The organism is Streptomyces sp. NBC_00203, from assembly GCF_045206325.1.
GTDB lineage: Bacteria > Actinomycetota > Actinomycetes > Streptomycetales > Streptomycetaceae > Streptomyces > Streptomyces lutosisoli.
Genome location: NZ_CP108126.1, coordinates 9,919,839 through 9,937,536 on the forward strand (window position 1 = coordinate 9,919,839; position 17,698 = coordinate 9,937,536).

General features: G+C 70.6%; 15 protein-coding genes. 6 read left to right on the forward strand and 9 right to left on the reverse strand.

The features are described from left to right. Positions 1–75: 75 nt before the first annotated feature. Entirely contained in the window at positions 76–972 is an 897-nt protein-coding gene (locus OG975_RS43970; protein WP_406335294.1) for an endo alpha-1,4 polygalactosaminidase, read from the reverse strand. Between the two features lie 279 nt (positions 973–1,251). Here OG975_RS43970 and OG975_RS43975 point away from each other — a divergent pair, with 279 nt between their 5' ends. Beyond that, the gene (locus tag OG975_RS43975; protein ID WP_406335296.1) at positions 1,252–2,163 is read left to right on the forward strand and encodes an alpha/beta fold hydrolase; all 912 of its coding nucleotides are present in this window, start codon (positions 1,252–1,254) and stop codon (positions 2,161–2,163) included. A gap of 12 nt (positions 2,164–2,175) precedes the next feature. Here OG975_RS43975 and OG975_RS43980 read toward each other — a convergent pair whose 3' ends face one another. Then, a complete protein-coding gene (locus OG975_RS43980) occupies positions 2,176–2,991 on the reverse strand; it encodes a phytanoyl-CoA dioxygenase family protein (protein ID WP_406335297.1) in 816 nt (271 codons plus the stop codon). Positions 2,992–3,054: 63 nt separating this feature from the next. Here OG975_RS43980 and OG975_RS43985 point away from each other — a divergent pair, with 63 nt between their 5' ends. Further along, entirely contained in the window at positions 3,055–3,999 is a 945-nt protein-coding gene (locus OG975_RS43985; RefSeq protein WP_406335299.1) for a helix-turn-helix domain-containing protein, read from the forward strand. On the opposite strand, the gene OG975_RS43990 is transcribed toward OG975_RS43985, so the two are convergent. The 3 genes from OG975_RS43990 to OG975_RS44000 are packed head-to-tail and all read right to left on the reverse strand — an operon-like array spanning position 3,965 to position 8,205. Beyond that, entirely contained in the window at positions 3,965–4,453 is a 489-nt protein-coding gene (locus OG975_RS43990) for a universal stress protein (RefSeq protein ID WP_406335300.1), read from the reverse strand. The genes OG975_RS43985 and OG975_RS43990 overlap by 35 nt on opposite strands. Positions 4,454–4,458: 5 nt before the next feature. Continuing rightward, entirely contained in the window at positions 4,459–5,790 is a 1,332-nt protein-coding gene (locus OG975_RS43995; RefSeq protein WP_406335301.1) for an arsenic transporter, read from the reverse strand. Between the two features lie 36 nt (positions 5,791–5,826). After that, entirely contained in the window at positions 5,827–8,205 is a 2,379-nt protein-coding gene (locus OG975_RS44000) for a SpoIIE family protein phosphatase (RefSeq protein ID WP_406335303.1), read from the reverse strand. Between the two features lie 255 nt (positions 8,206–8,460). Between OG975_RS44000 and OG975_RS44005 the strand changes: the two genes are divergently transcribed. Continuing rightward, positions 8,461–11,556, forward strand: coding sequence for a glycoside hydrolase family 2 TIM barrel-domain containing protein (locus OG975_RS44005; protein WP_406335305.1), 3,096 nt, complete (start codon positions 8,461–8,463; stop codon positions 11,554–11,556). Here the strand turns inward: OG975_RS44005 and OG975_RS44010 are convergent. Both OG975_RS44010 and sigJ read right to left on the reverse strand, forming a co-directional pair. Then, positions 11,467–13,014, reverse strand: coding sequence for a cytochrome bc complex cytochrome b subunit (locus tag OG975_RS44010; protein ID WP_406335306.1), 1,548 nt, complete (start codon positions 13,012–13,014; stop codon positions 11,467–11,469). The genes OG975_RS44005 and OG975_RS44010 overlap by 90 nt on opposite strands. Further along, positions 13,011–13,967, reverse strand: coding sequence for an RNA polymerase sigma factor SigJ (gene sigJ, locus OG975_RS44015; protein ID WP_406335308.1), 957 nt, complete (start codon positions 13,965–13,967; stop codon positions 13,011–13,013). Before sigJ ends, OG975_RS44010 begins: the two co-directional genes overlap by 4 nt. Before the next feature lie 174 nt (positions 13,968–14,141). On the opposite strand from sigJ, the gene OG975_RS44020 reads away from it, so the two are divergent. Both OG975_RS44020 and OG975_RS44025 read left to right on the forward strand, forming a co-directional pair. Then, positions 14,142–15,755, forward strand: a complete 1,614-nt coding sequence (locus OG975_RS44020; protein WP_406335310.1) for an MFS transporter — start codon at positions 14,142–14,144, stop codon at positions 15,753–15,755. Then, a complete protein-coding gene (locus tag OG975_RS44025; RefSeq protein ID WP_406335312.1) occupies positions 15,752–16,360 on the forward strand; it encodes a hemerythrin domain-containing protein in 609 nt (202 codons plus the stop codon). Before OG975_RS44020 ends, OG975_RS44025 begins: the two co-directional genes overlap by 4 nt. Positions 16,361–16,375: 15 nt before the next feature. Here OG975_RS44025 and OG975_RS44030 read toward each other — a convergent pair whose 3' ends face one another. Further along, positions 16,376–16,834, reverse strand: a complete 459-nt coding sequence (locus OG975_RS44030; RefSeq protein WP_406335313.1) for an SRPBCC family protein — start codon at positions 16,832–16,834, stop codon at positions 16,376–16,378. Continuing rightward, positions 16,831–17,142, reverse strand: coding sequence for a helix-turn-helix transcriptional regulator (locus OG975_RS44035; RefSeq protein ID WP_099919073.1), 312 nt, complete (start codon positions 17,140–17,142; stop codon positions 16,831–16,833). Before OG975_RS44035 ends, OG975_RS44030 begins: the two co-directional genes overlap by 4 nt. A 128-nt stretch (positions 17,143–17,270) precedes the next feature. On the opposite strand from OG975_RS44035, the gene OG975_RS44040 reads away from it, so the two are divergent. Then, complete coding sequence (locus OG975_RS44040) at positions 17,271–17,687, forward strand: SRPBCC domain-containing protein (protein ID WP_406335315.1); 417 nt, start codon at positions 17,271–17,273, stop codon at positions 17,685–17,687. Positions 17,688–17,698: the final 11 nt, after the last annotated feature.

The following is a 17,698-nucleotide window of genomic DNA, read 5'->3' on the forward strand; positions in this document are numbered from 1 at the left end:
TTCTCAGGAGCGGCGCGGCGGCAGCAGCGACGAGCAGACCGCGGCGTGCGATCGTGGGCGTCAGTACGCCTCCCGTCAGCGGGTCCTGCGGACGTAGTCCGCGCTGCCGGGCGTCGACACCGTCACATCCCGGCGCACGATGCTCAGCCGGCCCCCGAAGCCCGAACGGGCCTTGCGCAGACCGCTGTCGGTGTACTCGATGACGACCACCCGGTCGTGGAACGCCTTCGCGTACGTCCCGCACTCGTCGTACTCGCCGCACTCCTCGGCCACCGCGAAGTCGAGCCCGGTGCGGGCCCTGAGACCCGCCAGCTCCGCGGTGTTCTTCTGACCGATGGCCAGATGCCGGGCGTGCGCGTGCGCCGAGAGCAGGGTGATGAACGCCGTGGCGTCGTCGGCGGTCAGCAGATGCCGCGAGCGCGTGTAACTGTCGTAGTTGTCCGGCTCGATCGCGTCGAAGCCCTTGTCGGCACAGCCGTCGATCCACCGGTTGACCCGGGCGGCCACTCGCTTGCGCTTGGCAGGCGTTCGGATGTCCAGCAGTGCCTCGCCCCAGTCCTCGTCGACGACGACCTTGCCGTGCGCGTCCCGCAGCAGAAGATCGGCCGGCCACTGCTTCCGCTCGTCCGGCTGCGCCTGGAAGGCGTTGACGTAACAGATGTTGTAGAGGCCGGGCGCGGGGGACGCGGCACGGTCGCGGCTGACGATGCGGACGCCGGCGGGCGGGGGATAGGCGCCGCCGATCTGGTAGTCGAAGCCCGCGTGGAGCGGGGGGAGTTCGACGGCCGTCGCGGTCGCGCCCGGTTTCGGCGTGGGCTTCGACGAGGCGGCCGGTGCTGTGGAGGACACCGGCGGGTTGTGCGGCGAGGTCCCCGTGTCCTTCCCCGCACCGCAGCCGACCAGCGTCAGCAGACTCGCCAGGACAGCGGCCGTCCCCGGACCTCCGACACCGGAAACACGCTTGGCGGGCATGTCCGCTCCATCGATCGCGAGTACGTCCCCGCCTCGGACGCTTCCCGCGATCCTGGCGACTTTGGCCGGACTTGAACCTGGTCCGTTACCGGCTGGGCGCACCTCTGCGTGCCGGGTCGCGCCACGGCACGCCAGGATCAAATCGTGTGGGCACACCCGCGTCAAGGGCGGAGATCGGCGATGTGGGCACATAGAGGGAAAGCAGTCCCCTTGGAGCCACGTCGGCGCCGACGAACGCGTGGTCCGGCTCGCGGGGCATCTCGGCTCTATTGTCTGGACATGACCGGAGACCGCATCGCACTCGCCGTACACGACCACGGGGGCGACGGACCGCCCCTGCTGCTGCTCCACGGCGCGAGGCGCACCCTCGCCGACTGGGCCGCCGTCGCCCCGCTCCTCGTACCCCGTCACCGGGTACTCGCCGTGGACCTCCGCGGACACGGTCTCTCCCCCTCCGGCACCTGGGACTTCCACCACGTGCTCGGCGACATCGAGGCGGTCCTGGAGCGGTACGGCATCCCAGGCGCCCTTCCCGTCGGCCACTCCCTCGGCGGGATGATCGCCGCGCGGTACGCAGTGGAGCACTGGGACGTCACGCCGGGCGCCGTGAACCTCGACGGATTCGGGTGGGGCCGCCCCGACCAGTACGTGGGCCTCGATCCGGTGTACGTCGAGGAACGGCTCACCGGGATGCGCAAGGCGGCGGCGTCGGTGTCGGGCGAGCGGCTTCCCACCGACGGGTTGAGGGAGCTGCTCGCCCGGCAGCGTGCGATGTCCGAAGAACTGGGCATCCCCTACGAGCTGTTGGAGGCGGCCGCCCTGCGTTCCGTGCGCGAGGGGCCGGACGGCCGGCTGGAGGTGAGGCCGGAGCGCGAGTTCGCCCTGGAGATGCTGGACGCGGTCGACTCGCTGGACCTCTTTGCGCTCTTCCACCAGGTACCCGTACCGCTGCTGCTGGGGCGCGCGCTGCGGCCGGAGCGGTCGGTCCCGGGCATGGAGTGGTTCGACGAACTGATGACGGCGTACGCGAAGGGGCTGGCCCGGGATCTCGCCGAACTGGCCGAGCAGCGTGCCGATGTGACGGTCGCCGGGATCGACGCCACCCACGAGATGCTCCTGGAGAACCCCAGGGCGGTCGCCGACGCGATCCTCGCCTTCACCTCGGAGACGATCCCCGGGTCCGCCGCATGAGCTCATGACCGGTCAGTGGGGAGTACTCGCCACGAACTCCGTGCCGCACGGTCCCGCGCCCTCGCTCTCGGGCAGGGCGACGGGTTCGCCGCTCATCGTCAGCGTCCGGTAGAAGCCGCCGATGCGCTGCGTGGAGCGGCCGACGTAGTGGCCGATGAAGGAGCGGCGGAAGCGGCCGGTACTGCGGTTGGGGCCGGAGCCGTGCACCAGGCTGCCGTTGAAGAAGAGGACGTCGCCCGGTGCCATGTCGACGGGTACGGCGGCGAGGCCGGGCGGCGGCGGCACGTACTCGCGCGCGAAGGACAGCGCCGCGTCCGCCTCCTCCGGGCAGAACAGGTCCATACGGTGCGTGCCCGGCACGACCTCCAGGCCGCCGTTCTCGCGGTCGATCGCGTCGCAGGCGATCCAGGCGGCCACGCACGTGCCCGGCTCGACCCGCAGATAGAAGTTGTCCTGGTGCAGCGCCTGGCCGCGGGCCCCGGGCGGCTTGAAGTAGAACATGCTCTGCGCGGCCAGGACGTCCTCGCCCAGCAGGACTTCCAGGACGTCCCGCAGCCGGGGATCGAGAAGGAGGCGCAGGGACAGGGCGTTGATGCGGTGCGGATGCATGACGCGGGGGTGGGCGTGCAGCGGATCGGCCGGGCCGCCGGTCGCCGCGGCGCGGGGTTCGAAGTGCCCCGGGACCGGACCGGCGGCGTGCAGTGCCGTGAACTGAGCGCACAGCTCGTCGATCTCGGCGGCGGCGAACAGGCCGCGCACCACCACGAAGCCGTTCTCCTCGAACGCGCCCCCGATGTTCCCCGGCCCGCTCCTGTCCGTCACTGTCATGCGACCGCCCCTTCTCACCGGTGTCCAGGTGCCTCACGCTAGGCCGGTGTGCCTTTCGGGAGGATGCCTGTGCGTGCTGAGGAGTTGTCCGAGCCTGCTGATCCGTCCCCGCCGCCGGGCCTGGTGACCATCGGCCGCTTCGACCAACGGCCCGGTTACAGCGTCAACCGGCCGCGCGGGGCGGACAGCTGGCTGTTCACGTGGACCACGGGCGGACAGGGACGGATCACGCAAGGGGCGACACGGACGGTGGCCGACGCGGGCGACCTGGTGGTCCTGGGGCCCGGTGTGCCGCACCGCTACTCCGTCGAACCGGACGCAGGGCACTGGGCGTTCTGGTGGGTGCACTGCCAGGCACGGGCGGCCTGGTCGGCGTGGCTGCGGCCGTACGCTCTCGATGACGGGGTGTATGCCATCGGAACCGCGCGGGGCCAGGCAGACCCCGCCGCCCGGAGCCAGGAACGCACCGAGGCCGCCTTCCGCCGTATGCTCGCCGACGCCCGCTGGACCGGAGACGGTCCGCCGCCCGCCCCCGAGGAGCCCGTCGGCGGCGAGGTCGCGGTCGCGCACGGTACCGCCGCCAGAGAACTGACGCTCTGCTCCCTGGAGGAGATCGTGCTGCTCGCCACCGCCCGGGCCGAGCGGCGCCGGACCGGCCTCGACACGCGCATTCGGCGGGCCGAGTCCCTGATCGCCGCCGACCCGGCCGCGCCGCACACCGTACGGTCGCTCGCCGAGGCCGTCTCCCTCTCACCGTCCCGCTTCGCCCACCTCTTCACCGAGCAGCTCGGCCGCTCCCCGATGCGCGCCTTGCGAGACGCCCGGCTGCTGCACGCGGCCCGGCTCCTGGAAGCAACCGAACTCCCGGTGGAGCGGGTGGCCGCCGCGTCCGGCTTCACCAGTGCCTTCCACTTCAGCCGGGTCTTCCGCCGGCGGTACGGCACACCGCCGGGCGCGTACCGGACCAGAACCGCTAACGGTGTGGGGGAGACGGCGGCAAGGTCGTGATGTCCGGTGCCGCTTCGGGCCAGACCAGCAGCACCGGGCAGGGCGCGTGGTCGACGACGAACCGTCCGGCCCTTCCCAGGCTGTGCGGTCCGAGATGGGCGCGGTCTCCGTCGCGGGCTGCCACGAGCAGATCGGCGCCTTCGGCGGCGGAGACCACCTCCCGCTCGACACGGCCCACGCGCTCAACGCGTGTGCAGGGGCGGCCCAGTCGCTCGGCCGCCGCATCGAGGAGCCGCGCGGCCGAGGCGGTGTCGAGGGTTTCCAGGCGGTTGCCGGGGTCGCGCTCGGGATGTCCGCGGCCGAGCAGGCCGGCGTAGGCGCCGTGCGCCAGTCCGGGTACGCCGGGTTCGGCGACGTGCAGCAGGGTCACGTCCGTCGCGTGCGGCGCGTACGTGCGTACAGCGTCCACGCACGTGGGCCACGTTCCCTCGACCAGCCAGACGACTACCCGCATGCCCATCAGCCTCCGATGACGTGGAGTGAGGCCCACAGTGCCAGTACGGCGGGGACCAGCGCCGCAGGCACGGCGATCAGACCGAGCCGGGTGAACTCCTTGAGGTCGACGCCGTGTTCGTGCTGGTGCACGATACGCCGCCACAACAGGGTCGCCAGAGAACCCGCGTAGGTCAGATTGGGCCCGATGTTGACCCCCAGCAGAACGGCCAGCACCGCGCCGGTGCCGGACACGGCGGCGAGCGGGAGCAGGACGAGGACCGCGGGCAGATTGTTGATGAGGTTGGCCAGGACGGCGGCGAGCGCCGCGACACCGAGCAGCGCGGGCAGACTGCTGCCGTGGGGGAGCAGATGGTCGAGCGCGTCGGCGAGCCCGTTGTCGACCACCGCCCGTACGACGATGCCCAGCGCCAGGACGAAGGCGAGAAACGACGGGGCGGCGGCCCGCATCACGGTGAGCGGGGTGGCGCGCCGGCGGACGAGCGCGCGGCCGGCGAGCACGAGCGCACCTGCCGCCGCGGACCACGCCGGATCGATGCCGAGCGCGGAGGCGACGACGAAACCCGCCAGCGTGCAGCCCACGGTGACCAGCGCGAACACCGGCACGGCCGGCGACTCGTCGACACGCGGCTCCGGCGCGGCCGCGACCAGGTCGCCGGCGAAGAAGCGCCGGAAGACCACGTACTCGGCGCCGATCGCGACCAGCCAGGGCAGGGCCATCAGCGCGGCGAAGCGCGTGAAGCTCAGGCCGGTGGCCGTGAACGCGAGCAGGTTGGTGAGGTTGGAGACCGGCAGGAGCAGCGAGGCCGTGTTCGACAGGTGAGTGCAGGCGTACACATGGGGCTTGGGGCGGGCGCCCATCCGCGCCGCGGTGGCGAACACCACGGGTGTGAGCAGCACGATGGTCGCGTCCAGGCTGAGCACCGCCGTGATCGCCGAGGCGAGTGCGAAGACGGCGGTCAGCAGACGGCTCGGCCGCCCCGCCGCCCCTCGCGCCATCCACATTCCGCAGGCTTGGAAGAGTCCTTCGTCGTCGCAGAACCGGGCCAGTACGAGGACCGCCGCCAGGAAGCCGATCACCGGCCCCAGATGCGCGGCCTCCGCGCGCACGTGCTCCCAGGAGATCGCGCCGGTGACGAGGACCAGACCGGCGGCCGGGACCGCCACCACCGCCTCGGGCCAGTTGAAGGGGCGGATCACCGCGCACACGAGCACCGCGACGAGCAGGAGTACGGAGAGGGCCTCGGCGAGCGGGGTGCTGAGTGCGACGGAAAGGCCTTCGGCGAGCGGGTCGTTCAGAGTTCGGTCCTCCGGGGGATCATGGTGGCGCCCATCCATCACATCAGATGTCGCGCCGGCCGCACTCCGAGGCCGTCAGTCCTCCCCGAGTAGCGTCAGCTCCGCCCAGATCGTCTTGCCGTCGGGCGTGTGCCGGCTGCCCCAGCGCTGGGTGAGCTGGGCGACGAGGAGCAGCCCGCGGCCGCCCTCGTCGTAGATCTTCGCCCGGCGCAGATGCGGGGCGGTGTGGCTGCTGTCGGAGACCTCGAAGATCAGGGTGGCGGCGTCGTGGATGAGGCGCAGCCGGATGGGTGCCTCGCCGTACCGGATGGCGTTGGTGACCAGCTCGCTCACTACGAGTTCGGCCGTGAACGTCGCCTCGCTCAGAGCCCAGGTGTCCAACTGCTCGGCCACCTGCTTGCGCATCGGTGCGACGAGGGCGGGGTCGGCGGGAATGTCCCAGGTGGCCACCTGGGAGGCGGCCAGCCCGCGCGTCCGGGCGAGCAGCAGGGCGACATCGTCCTGGGCGCCGCCCACCGGAAGCAGCGCCTGCAGGATCGCATGACACGCCCATTCCAGGGAATGGGACGACTGCTCCAGAGCTCGGGACAGCAGCTGGTGGCCGACGTCGAGCTCCCGCCCGCGTGTCTCGATCAGCCCGTTGGTGTACAGGGCCAGCACTGTGCCCTCGCGCAGCTCGAGTTCCACCGACTCGAACGGTAGTCCGCCCAGGCCGAGCGGCGGTCCGGCCGGGAGCTCGAGCTGCCGGGGTGGACCGTCCGGAGGGGCGATGTAGGGAGGCGGATGCCCTGCCCGGGCGAGGGTGCAGCGCCGGGAGAGAGGGTCGTACACCGCGTACAGGCAGGTGGCGCCGACCTCACCGGTGGTGCCTCCGGCCCCGGCCTCCTCCGACAGCCGCACGACGAGGTCGTCGAGGTGGGTGAGCAGCTCGTCCGGGGCCAGGTCGATGTCGGCGAGGGTGCGGACGGCGGTGCGCAGCCGCCCCATGGTCGCCGAGGCCTGGATGCCGTGGCCGACGACGTCGCCGACGACCATGGCGACCCGCAGCCCGGACAGCGGGATCACGTCGAACCAGTCGCCGCCCACCCCGGCCCGCGCCGCGGGAAGATACCGCGAGGCCGCGTCCACGGCCGCCGTCCGGGGCAGCGACTGGGGGAGCAGACTGCGCTGCAGGGCCAGTGCGGTCTGGCGCTCGCGGGAGAAGCGGCGGGCGTTGTCGATGCAGACGGCAGCCCGGGCGGTGACCTCCTCGGCGAGCAGGACGTCGTCGGCGGTGAAGGGGCCGGGCTGCCGGAACCGGGTGAGCACCGCCACGCCCAGAGTCTGGCCCCGGGCCCGGATGGGCACCGACATGGTGGCGTGGACGCCGAGCTTCGCGACGCGCTCGCGCCGGCGTTCGTCCCAGGCCAGCCACTCCTCCAGCGTGTTGTTCGCGTCCGGCACCACGATCGTCCGGCCGGCGATCAGGGAATCGGCCTGCGGTGAGGCGGCGGGGTAGACGTCGACCTCGCCGAGCGTGACGACCGCTTCGGGGGAGCCCGGGTTCACCGATCGATGGGCTGCACGGCGGAGTGTGACCGGGGCGGTCGGCAGCTCGGAGTCCGGCTCGCCCCCGTGCTCCGGCGGATCGAGCAGATCGACGCTGACGAAATCGGCGACTGCGGGCACGAAGACGTCGGCGAGCTCCTGCGCCGTCCGGGTGACGTCGAGGGTGCTGCCGATGCGGACGCTGGCCTCGTTGACCAGTTGCAGCCGCTCCCGGGCCCGGTACTGCTCGGTGAAGTCGTGGGCGGCCAGGCACACGCCGCGCACGCGCCCGTCGGCGTCGGTGAGCGGGGCGATCCGCGCCATCCAGGCGTGCGCGCGGTCCTTACCGCCCGAGCGCATGTACGTCTCCACATCGCGCCCCTCGCCCGAGACGAGCACGCCGTACAGGTTCTCCTCGAGCCGCTCGCTCTCCCGCTGGTCGCCTATTTCGGAGATCCGCAGGCCGCGGATGCGGGCCTCCGGGAGACCGATCACCTCGGCCATCGCGTCGTTGATCCCGTACAGGCGCAGCCGTTCGTCGTAGATCGCCATGGCGCACGGCGACTGCGTGAGCACGGCCCTGATCAGCGGGTCGTCGTAGGCGCGCCGGTCCTCGCCCTCGAGCGGGGTGACCAAGAGCCATTCGCCCTTCGTTTCCCTGCGATGAGCGAGCAGCCACACCGAGAGGGTGCGTCCGTCGCGGTGACGAAGGGGAAGGGCGCCGCTCCAGCGGTTACTGGTGGGTTCGGGCAGCGCTGCGTCGCCCGAACCGGGGTCCAGCAGGTCCGCCGCGGGGCGGCCCTCGACCTCCTCCGGCGCGTACCCCAGCAGTCGGTGGGCCCCCTCGCTCCAGCGGACCAGGGTGCCGTTCTCGTCGATGACTGCCCGTGCCGTGGCGGCCTCTTCGAGGGGGTGGACCGGGCTCATCGTCGCCACTCCATTGCGCACAGTCACCGTGAACAACCGCGTCACTCGGGTTACAGCCTAGTGCGTGGGCGCCCTCCGCACCGTGGAACACGGACGGCTGACGCGGCACATCCGCGAGGTGGGTTTCCGGCCGATGTGTCGTGCGGGACGGAAGTGGGTGCCGGCCCCTTGACGGCCGTGTGTGCCACCCCGTCAGAATCTGTTTGTTCACGATCAGTTGTGATGACTTATGGGCCCTGATGAGGGAGAGCCGCCATGACGGTCACTCGAAGATCGGTATTGATCGCAGGAACGGCCGTACCCGCGGCCGGTGCACTCCCGGGCGCCGCCGACGCCTGGGCGGCGTCGCCCGGTCGAGCCCCGGGGCGACATACGGTCGAGCTGCGCGACGGCTGGCGCTTCGCGCTGGTCAATCTGGGCGGCATCACCGACCCTGCGGGCGCGTACGAGGGCGCCGCACAGCCCGGCTACGACGACTCGGCATGGCGTGAGGTCGCCGTACCGCACGACTGGAGCATCGAGCAGACCCCTACCACGGAGCACGGCACCACCAGCGGCACCGGCTTCTTCCCCGGCGGCCTCGGCTGGTACCGCACCACCTTCACGCTGCCGCCCGCCCTCGCCGGCAAGCGGATCTCCGTGGAGTTCGACGGCGTGTACATGGACTCGTACGTCTACTGCAACGGCACGGAAGTCGGCCGCCACCCCTACGGTTACACCGGGTTCGCCTTCGACCTCACCGACCTGCTGCACACGGACGGCACCACCGACAACGTCATCGCCGTCAAGGTCCAGAACCAACTGCCCAGCAGCCGCTGGTACTCGGGCAGCGGCATCTACCGCGACGCCCGCCTGGTCGTCACTGAAACGATCCATGTCGGACGCTGGGGAACCTACGTCACCACTCCGGACGTCGGCGACGACCGGGCCGTCGTACGGGCGCGTACCACCGTCGTCAACGAATCCGGAGCCTCGGCCGATGTCCAGGTGATCTCAACGGTCCTCGACCCCGACGGCCGGACGGCCGCCCGTACGGTCACCACGGTCACGGTCGGCGACCGGGCCGACGAAACCCATGAACTCACGGTCGAGAAGCCGAAGTTGTGGGACTTCGCGACCCCGGGCCACCGCTACACCCTGGTGACCGAGCTGCGCGTCGGCGACGAGAGCGTCGACACCTGCCGCACCACCTTCGGTATCCGCTCGTTCCGCTTCGACCCGGACGAGGGCTTCCACCTCAACGGCACCCACGCCAAGATCAAGGGCGTCGACCTGCACCACGACCAGGGCGCGCTCGGCGCGGCGATCAGCATCGACGCCGTACGCAGACAGATGACCATCATGAAGTCGATGGGTGTCAACGCCTTCCGCACGTCCCACAATCCGCCCTCGCCGCAGATCATCCAGGTCTGCGAGGAGCTGGGCATCGTGATGATGGTGGAGGCGTTCGACTGCTGGCGGACCGGCAAGACGAAGTACGACTACGGCCGGTTCTTCGACGAGTGGTGCGAGAAGGACGCCACCGAGATGGTCCTCGCGGCCCGCAACTCGCCCGCCGTGGTCCTGTGGTCCATAGGCAACGAGGTCCCCGACTCCACCTCCACCGCCGGGCTCGCCATGGCGGACCGGATCATCGGCGCCGTCAAGGCAGCGGACGACACCCGCCCGCTGGTCATCGGCTCCGACAAATACCGCCGCGTCCCCACGAAGGGCTCCGCCGCCGACCTCATGCTCGCCAAGCTGGACGGGCTCGGCCTCAACTACAACACCGCCAAGTCGGTGGACGCCCTGCACGCCGCCTACCCGCACCTCTTCCTCTTCGAGTCCGAGTCGTCGTCCGAGACCTCGACCCGCTCCGCCTACCAGGAACCCGAGCACCTCAACACCGGCGAGAACCACACTCCCGGCAGGCGCGCGGTCTCCTCGTACGACAACAACCTCGCCTCCTGGACGATGAGCGGCGAGTACGGGCACAAGAAGGACCGGGACCGGAAGTGGTTCGCCGGGCAGTTCCTGTGGTCGGGCATCGACTACATCGGCGAGCCCACGCCGTACGACGTCTTCCCGGTGAAGGCCTCGTTCTTCGGCGCGGTCGACACGGCCGGCTTCCCCAAGGACATGTACCACCTGTTCAAGAGCCAGTGGACGGGTGAGCCCATGGTCCATCTGCTGCCCATGAGCTGGAACCACGAAGCGGGGGACACGGTCGAGGTCTGGGCCTACGCGAACGTCGACACCGTCGAGCTGTTCCTCAACGGAAAGTCCCTCGGCACAAGGGAGTTCGACACCAAGAAGACCACCGACGGCCGGACGTACCTGGAGACCACCGAGGCGACCGGCGACGACAAGACCTTCACCGACGGCCCCTACCCCGGGAGTTACACCAGCCCGAACGGCAGCGCGGGCAAGCTGCACCTCGGCTGGAAAGTGCCGTACGAACCCGGTGAGTTGAAGGCGGTCGCCCGCCGTGACGGCCGGACGGTGGCGACGGACGTGCTGCGGACCGCCGGGAAGCCCCACGCGATCCGTCTCACACCGGACCGCAAGACGCTCGCGGCGGACGGCCGTTCACTGTTCTTCGTGACCGCCGAGGTGATCGACGCCCATGGTGTCGTGGTGCCCGACGCCGAGCACCTGCTCGCGTTCGACGTGGCGGGCGGCTCGCTCGCGGGTCTCGACAACGGCCGGGAGGAGAGCGCCGAGCGCTACCAGGCGAGCACCAGAACCGCCTTCCACGGCAAGGCACTCGCGATCGTCCGGTCCGGTACGAAGGCGGGCCCGGTGAAGGTGACCGCCCGCGCCGAAGGTCTGCGTACGGACTCCACGACCGTCCGCACCACCCCTGCCGGGCCGAAGGCGACCACCGCGGCGACGGCGTTCGAGCCCGACTATCCAGCGGCCCCGAACTACCCCTTCGCGGACGCCAGTTACTCGGGCCGTACCGACACCCTGCCCGCCGCGATGCTCGACGGCGACGCGGCCACGGGCTGGTCCAACGCCTTCTACAAGTCGGCGACGGCCCTGTTGCCCGCGTTCAGCGGGGCCCGCCCCGAGGACTGGGTCTCGGTCACCTGGGCGCGCCCCCGCACCGTCGACCGCGTCGAGGTCTCCTTCACCGTCGACGCGACCCACGCCCTGCCCGCGTCGGTCGCGGTCTCGGTCTGGGACGGCGAGAACTATGTGCCGGTGGAGGGTTCGGCCGTCGACTGGGCCACCACGTCCGACGCGCCGACGGTGATCACCTTCGATGCCGTACGCGGCTCACGGCTGCGTCTCGTCATGGCCGGCGGCCACCCGGGGGCCGCCGACGGCGGGCTGCGGATCAGCCGCCTGGAGGTCCCGGTGGTCTGAGCGCCCCCGGTGCTCGTGCTCGGTGAGAGCGTGCAGTTCGGCCGGGCCGAGCGGGCGGTGCACCTCGACGTACTCGCCGTGCGGCAGGCGCTTGATGATGCCTGTCGCACGGCCGTGCGCCACCAGCTCGCGGTCCCGCTGCTGCAGGCCCAGGCAGATGCGGCGGGTCACGACGAAGACCAGGACGGGGACCAGGAACAGGGCGATGCGCACCGTCCAGGTCACGGTGTTGATCGACAGATGGAAGCGGGTCGCCACGATGTCGTTGCCGCCACCCGCGAGCAGGATCAGATAGACGCTGATCCACGCCGCCCCGATCGACGTACGGACCGGCCGGTTGCGCGGGCGGTCCAGCAGATGGTGTTCGCGATGGTCCTTGGTGACCCAGGCCTCCACGAACGGATAGACGCCGATCAGGACCAGCAGCGTCGGGAAGACGAGGATGGGGATGAGCACGCCCAGCACGAGCGTGTGGCCCGCCACGGTGATCTCCCAGCCCGGCATGACACGGACCAGCCCCTCGGCGAAGCCCAGGTACCAGTCCGGCTGGGCGCCCGTCGACACCTGGTCGGCGCGGTAAGGGCCGTACGACCAGACCGGGTTGATCGTCGCGACCGCCGAAATGAGCGCGATGACACCGAACACCAGGAAGAAGAAGCCGCCCGCCTTCGCCATGTACACCGGCATGAACGGCGTGCCCACTACGTTGCGTTCGGTCTTTCCCGGACCCGCGAACTGGGTGTGCTTGTGGTAGACGACCAGGATCAGATGCGCCACCACGAGGGCCGCCATGATCCCCGGTATCAGCAGGATGTGGAGGGAGTAGAAGCGGGCCACGATGTCATGGCCCGGGAACTCCCCGCCGAAGAGGAACATCGAGAGGTACGTCCCGACGATCGGCACCGACAGGAGCGCCCCGTCCACGAACCGCAGCCCGGTCCCGGACAGCAGGTCGTCCGGCAGCGAGTAGCCGAACAGGCCCTCGAACAGGCCGAGGAGCAGCAGCGTCCAGCCGAACACCCAGTTGACCTCGCGGGGCCTGCGGAACGAGCCCGTGAAGAAGTGCCGCATCATGTGCGTCAGCATCGCGGCGAGGAAGATCAGCGCGGCCCAGTGATGGATCTGCCGGATCAGCAGCCCGCCGCGCACCTCGAAGCTGATGTCCAGCGTCGAGGCGTACGCCTCCGACATGCGGATGCCGTTCAGCGGGACGTAACTGCCGTGGTAGACCACCTCGTTCATCGAGGGATGGAAGAACAGCGTGAGATAGACGCCGGTGAGGACGAGGACGATGAAGCTGTACAGGCAGATCTCGCCGAGGAGGAAGGACCAGTGGTCCGGGAAGACCTTGCGCAGGTACCGCCTGCCGAGGGAGTAGATGCCGAGCCGGCCGTCGAACCAGTCGGCGACGCGCTCCCCGGACGACGGCTTCTCCGCGGGCCGTTCGGTGGTGGTCACGCGCGCTCCCCCTCCTCGGCCGGGATCTCCTCGTTGTTCCGTCGTACGTGCGTGAGCTTCTCGGGATTGGTGACGATGTAGACGTCGGACACCTGCTCGCCGTCCGGGGTGAGGTCCATGACCATGACGGCGTACGGCGACTCGCCCATGAAGATCACCGCGGAGTCGTCGCCGTTGACCCGCCGGTAGCTGATGTCGAGGTCGGTCCCGCGGCGCCTGGCGTACCCGGCGAACAGACGCGCCGCCTTGTCCCGTCCGTGCACCGGCCGCAGCCCGGCCGAGCGGGCCTTGCCGCCGCCGTCCGTCCACACGGTGACGTCCGGCGCGAGGATCTCCATCAGCGCGGCGATGTCACCGCCGAGCGCGGCCGCCACGAACCGTTCGGTCGCCTGCCGCCGTACACGGGGATGGGCCCGGTACAGCGGACGGCGGGCGTGCACGTGTTCCCGGGCGCGGTGCGCGAGCTGGCGCACCGCCGCCGGGCTGCGGTCGATGACCTGCGCGATCTCGGTGTGCGGGTAGCCGAACACCTCGTTGAGGACGAACACCGCCCGCTCCAGCGGGGTCAGCGACTCCAGAACCACGAGCATCGCCAGCGACACCGACTCGGCCCGCAGGGCGCGCTCGTCGGCGGAGTCGTCGGCGGCGGGTTCGTCGAGCACGGGATCCGGCAGCCAGGGCCCCACGTAGGTCTCGCGGCGGCGGGTGATGGCGGCGCGTCGTGCCAGGGCGTGGTTCACGGCGATGCGGACCAGGTAGGCACGCGGGTTGTCGATCCCGTCGAGCGGGGAGCGGTGGGTTCGGCTGCTCCAGGACAGCCAGGTCTCCTGGAGTACGTCCTCGGTGTCGGCGACGCTGCCGAGCATGTTGTAGACGATCGCGAAGAGCAGCTCGCGGTGGTCGACGAACACCCGCGTCGCGCCGTCGGTACCGGCCCCGGAGCTTTCTGACATGCGTTGCCTCCCTTGATGCGCTCACTACTGCGACGGGAGAAGGGAGTCCGAATGTGACGTCCGACGGCCGAAATGTGACGTACGTCTCAGGCCGCGGTCCTCGTGTCACACCGGCCGCCAAGACCGCCCTCTTGAACGCGAGTACGACGCTTTCGGCACAAGGAGACACACATCGTGTTCAAGAAATGGCACGGCAACCCATGGGCGATCCTCATCACGCTCTCCCTGGGGTTCTTCATGACGCTCCTCGACCTGACGATCGTGAACATCGCGATCCCCGACATGGGCCAGGACCTGGACGCCTCCCTCGACGAGATCCTGTGGGTCGTCAACGCCTACACCCTCGCCCTCGCCGTCCTGCTGATCACCGCGGGCCGCCTCGGTGACCTGCGCGGCAAACGCAACCTGTTCATCGCGGGCGTCGCCCTCTTCACGCTCGCCAGCCTGGCCTGCGGCCTCGCGCGGGACCCGGCCCAGCTGATCGCCTTCCGCGCGGTCCAGGGCCTGGGCGCGGCGCTGCTCATGCCGCAGACCCTGTCGATCATCGCGGAGGTGTTCCCGGCCGACCGGCGGGGCGTCGCGATGGGCGTGTGGGGCGCGGTCGCGGGGATCTCCGGAGCCCTCGGCCCGATCATCGGGGGCGCGCTGATCACCCATCTCGACTGGCGGTGGATCTTCTACGTCAATCTGCCGCTCGGAGTGCTGGTCCTGGGCCTCGCCGTGGCGATCATCCCGGGTTCGCGGCGCACGGTCCGCCACCGCTTCGACACCTTCGGCGTAACGCTTGCCTCAACTGCCTTGTTCTGCCTGGCATTCGGTCTGACGGAAGGGCAGCGCTACGACTGGAACGGCTGGATCCTGGCGCTGTTCGGCGCGGCGGCCGTGTTCTTCGCCGGCTTCCTGGCACACGAGCGCGGCCAGCAGACGAAGGACCCGCTCGTCCCGTTCTCGCTCTTCAAGGACCGCAACTTCACCCTCATCAACTTCGTGGGCATCACCGTGTCCTTCGGCGTCATCGGGATGTTCCTGCCGCTGACGATCTACCTCCAGTCCGTCCTGGGCTTCAGCGCGCTCAAGTCCGGGCTGGTGCTGCTGCCCCTGGCGCTCGGCTCGTTCGTGATGGCGGGACCCGCGGGCGTCCTCGCGGACCGGATCGGCGGCAAGTTCATCCTGATGACCGGGCTGCTCGCCTGGGCGGCCGCGCTGGTGTGGATCGTGGCCGCGGCCGACGTCGGTTCGAGCTGGACGGCGGTCGCCTTCCCGCTCTTCCTCGCGGGTCTGGGCGCGGGCTGCACCTTCGCGCCGATGGCCACCGAGGTCATGCGCCACGTACCCGCGCGGCTGTCCGGTGCGGCCTCGGGTGTCAACAACGCGCTGCGGCAGGTCGGTGCGGTCCTCGCGGGCGCCGTCGTCGGAGCCGTGCTCCAGGCTCAGCTCGCCAACTCACTGACCGACCAGGCGCGGCAGCGCGCCGGGCAGCTCCCCGCCGCGTACCGCGACGGCTTCGTCGCCGCCTTCTCCAAGGCGGAGTCGGACGTGAACGCCCGGCAGACGGCCGGTGCCCCGTCCGGAGTGCCGCACGATGTCGCCGACCGGATGCGGGAGCTCGGCGGCCAGGTCTTCGGACACGGCTTCGTGGACGCGATGGGCCCCGCCGTCCTGGTCTCCGCCGCGGTCCTGCTGACCGGCGCGCTCACCTGTCTCGCCGTACGCCGTCACCGCGGCCCGTCCGCCAACCCGCACGCCCTGCCCGTGTCCGAGCCCGCACTGGAGGAAGCCACCTCATGAGCATCGACCTCACCGTCATGTACGCCGCCCACGACGCGTTCCGGCGCGACCTGGAACGCCTCGGAAAGGCCGCCGCGGACGGCACCGCCTTCACCCCCCCAGTCCGCGCCGGCTGGGACAACTTCACGCACCAGCTGCACATCCACCACACCGCCGAGGACAGCGACCTGTGGCCCCGGGTGCGGCGCGAGGTCCAGGGCCGTCCCCAGGACATCGCCCTCCTCGCGGAGATGGAGGCGGAGCACGGCCTCCTCGACCCGCAGCTCACCGCCGTCGACGCGGCCCTGAAGGACCGGTCGGTCGAACTCCCCGAGCTGGTCCACGCGTTGGCCTCGACCCTCGACGACCACCTCGCACACGAGGAGGCGAGCGCCCTGCCGCTCATCCAGGAGGTGCTGACGCCCGCGGACTGGGGCGCCTTCACGGGACGTATCCGCCAGACGCAGGGCCTGCGCGGAGCTGCCGTCTTCGTGCCGTGGATCGTCGACGGCATCCCGCCCGCCGACCGTGCCGCGTTCCTCGGCGCGCTGCCGCCGCCCGTCCGTGTCCTCAACCGCCTGTTCTGGGAGGCGGGTTACCGCAGGCGCGGGCTGTGGGGGAGCTGACCGGGCGGCGGGAGCTCAGGCGGGGCCCTGCTGCATCCAGTGGTCCGGGCCGGGGTCGCCGCCGGGCGCCCGGACGGCGAGCCGGTCGAGGTAGTGCTCCCAGCCCTCCTGGTGCGGCTCGCGGGCCGGCTCGGGCAGACCGGAGTGGGTGAGCGTGAGCAGGGTGCCGTCCGGCTCGGGGGAGAAGGTCACCTCGATACGGCTGCTGCCGGGCGGCACCGGGTCGCCCTCGTTCTCCCAGCCCCAGGTGAGGACGATCCGGGTGTACGGCTCGACCTCCTCGAAGTGCCCGGCGGCGGTGGCGTCACCGACGACCCGCATCCGGTACGCGCCGCCGGGCGTCGGGTCGAGCACGCCCTCGATGCCCTGCCAGGACAGCCAGCGCTCGCTGTCGGTGAAGAAGGAGAACACGGTCTCCGGGCGGGCCTTGATGTGCCGCTGTACGACGACGGAGCCGTCGGGGGTGATGGTCACTTCTGCTCCTCCTCCCGCTCGGCCTGTTCGGCGAGCGCGGCCAGGGCGTCCAGGGAGTCGCCCCACATGGACTCCAGGTAGGCGGCCAGCGGTCCCATCCCAGCACGGTCCGCGCGGTAGTACCGCTTGGTGCCGTCCTTTCGGACGACGACCAGGCCCGCCTCGCGGAGCACCTTCAGATGCTGGGAGACCGCGCCGAAGGTGACGTCGAAGCGCTCGGCGATCTCTCCGGCGGACAGCTCCTCATGCCACACGAGCTGGAGAATCGCCCGCCGTCGCGGCTCGCTGATCGCCTTCACCTGGTCCACGCTGCTTATTTTAGTCATGGCTTTAACTTGCGCCGCACTCGTTCTTATTTTAGTGTCGACTAAAGAACGAGGTTCGGGGCAATACCGGACACTCGCGACAGATCCAAACGATCCCGAGAGGACATCCGATGGCCGACATCGCGATGCAGCTGACCATCGAGGCCGAGGCGGACACCGTCCGTGAAGCCCTTACCACCGAGACCGGCGTACGTGGCTGGTTCACGGCGGACGCCGAGATAGGGGCGGGTGTCGGCGCGGAGCACGCGCTGAGCTTCCCCGGCGTACCGGACCCCTGGCGGCTGCGGATCACCGAGTCCGGCGACCGGCGCCTGGTCCTCGCGGGCGAGAACGGGCCGTGGGCCGGCACCACGCAGACGTACGAGATCCTCGACGTTCCCGAGGGCGGGGTCCTGCTGCGTTTCACGCACGCCGGGTTCCCGGCCCAGGACGACGCCTACCGCAACTTCACCTACGGCTGGGCGACCAAATTCACCGCCCTCAAGTCGTACGCCGAGACGGGCAAGCCCGCTCCCTTTTTCGACTGAGCCGAGTCAGT

Coding starts and splice junctions, on each gene's coding strand:
- OG975_RS43970 (WP_406335294.1), bottom strand. CDS start 972: ATGCCCGCCAAGCGTGTTTCCGGTGTCGGAGGTCCGGGGACGGCCGCT.
- OG975_RS43975 (WP_406335296.1), top strand. CDS start 1,252: ATGACCGGAGACCGCATCGCACTCGCCGTACACGACCACGGGGGCGAC.
- OG975_RS43980 (WP_406335297.1), bottom strand. CDS start 2,991: ATGACAGTGACGGACAGGAGCGGGCCGGGGAACATCGGGGGCGCGTTC.
- OG975_RS43985 (WP_406335299.1), top strand. CDS start 3,055: ATGCCTGTGCGTGCTGAGGAGTTGTCCGAGCCTGCTGATCCGTCCCCG.
- OG975_RS43990 (WP_406335300.1), bottom strand. CDS start 4,453: ATGCGGGTAGTCGTCTGGCTGGTCGAGGGAACGTGGCCCACGTGCGTG.
- OG975_RS43995 (WP_406335301.1), bottom strand. CDS start 5,790: ATGGATGGGCGCCACCATGATCCCCCGGAGGACCGAACTCTGAACGAC.
- OG975_RS44000 (WP_406335303.1), bottom strand. CDS start 8,205: ATGAGCCCGGTCCACCCCCTCGAAGAGGCCGCCACGGCACGGGCAGTC.
- OG975_RS44005 (WP_406335305.1), top strand. CDS start 8,461: ATGACGGTCACTCGAAGATCGGTATTGATCGCAGGAACGGCCGTACCC.
- sigJ (WP_406335308.1), bottom strand. CDS start 13,967: ATGTCAGAAAGCTCCGGGGCCGGTACCGACGGCGCGACGCGGGTGTTC.
- OG975_RS44025 (WP_406335312.1), top strand. CDS start 15,752: ATGAGCATCGACCTCACCGTCATGTACGCCGCCCACGACGCGTTCCGG.
- OG975_RS44040 (WP_406335315.1), top strand. CDS start 17,271: ATGGCCGACATCGCGATGCAGCTGACCATCGAGGCCGAGGCGGACACC.